The organism is Phormidium sp. CCY1219, assembly GCF_055795085.1.
Genome location: NZ_JAYFEQ010000563.1, coordinates 1 through 268 on the forward strand (window position 1 = coordinate 1; position 268 = coordinate 268).

General features: G+C 43.7%; 1 protein-coding gene. It reads left to right on the top strand.

Annotated features, from left to right (window positions below; translation table 11 throughout):
* Positions 1-268, top strand: a 268-nt coding sequence (locus AC0QH1_RS15570; RefSeq protein WP_324632117.1) for a reverse transcriptase domain-containing protein, incomplete at both ends; no start/stop codon positions are given.

Below are 268 nucleotides of genomic sequence, written 5' to 3' on the forward strand. Positions count from 1 at the left end.
CCCGATTTGAGGCAGACTCATACGGATTTAGGCCAGGAAGGTCAGCGCATGATGCGATTGATGCCATATTCAAGAAGGTTCATAAGAAACCTAACTGGGTATTAGATGCAGATATTGCAAAATGTTTTGACCAAATTAACCATGATTACCTACTGTCCAAACTAGATTGTCCATCCGTGTTCAAACGGAAAATTAAACAATGGCTTAAAGCCGGAGTTCTGGACAATGGCGTATTTGAGGCAACAGAGTCAGGCACTCCACAGGGTGG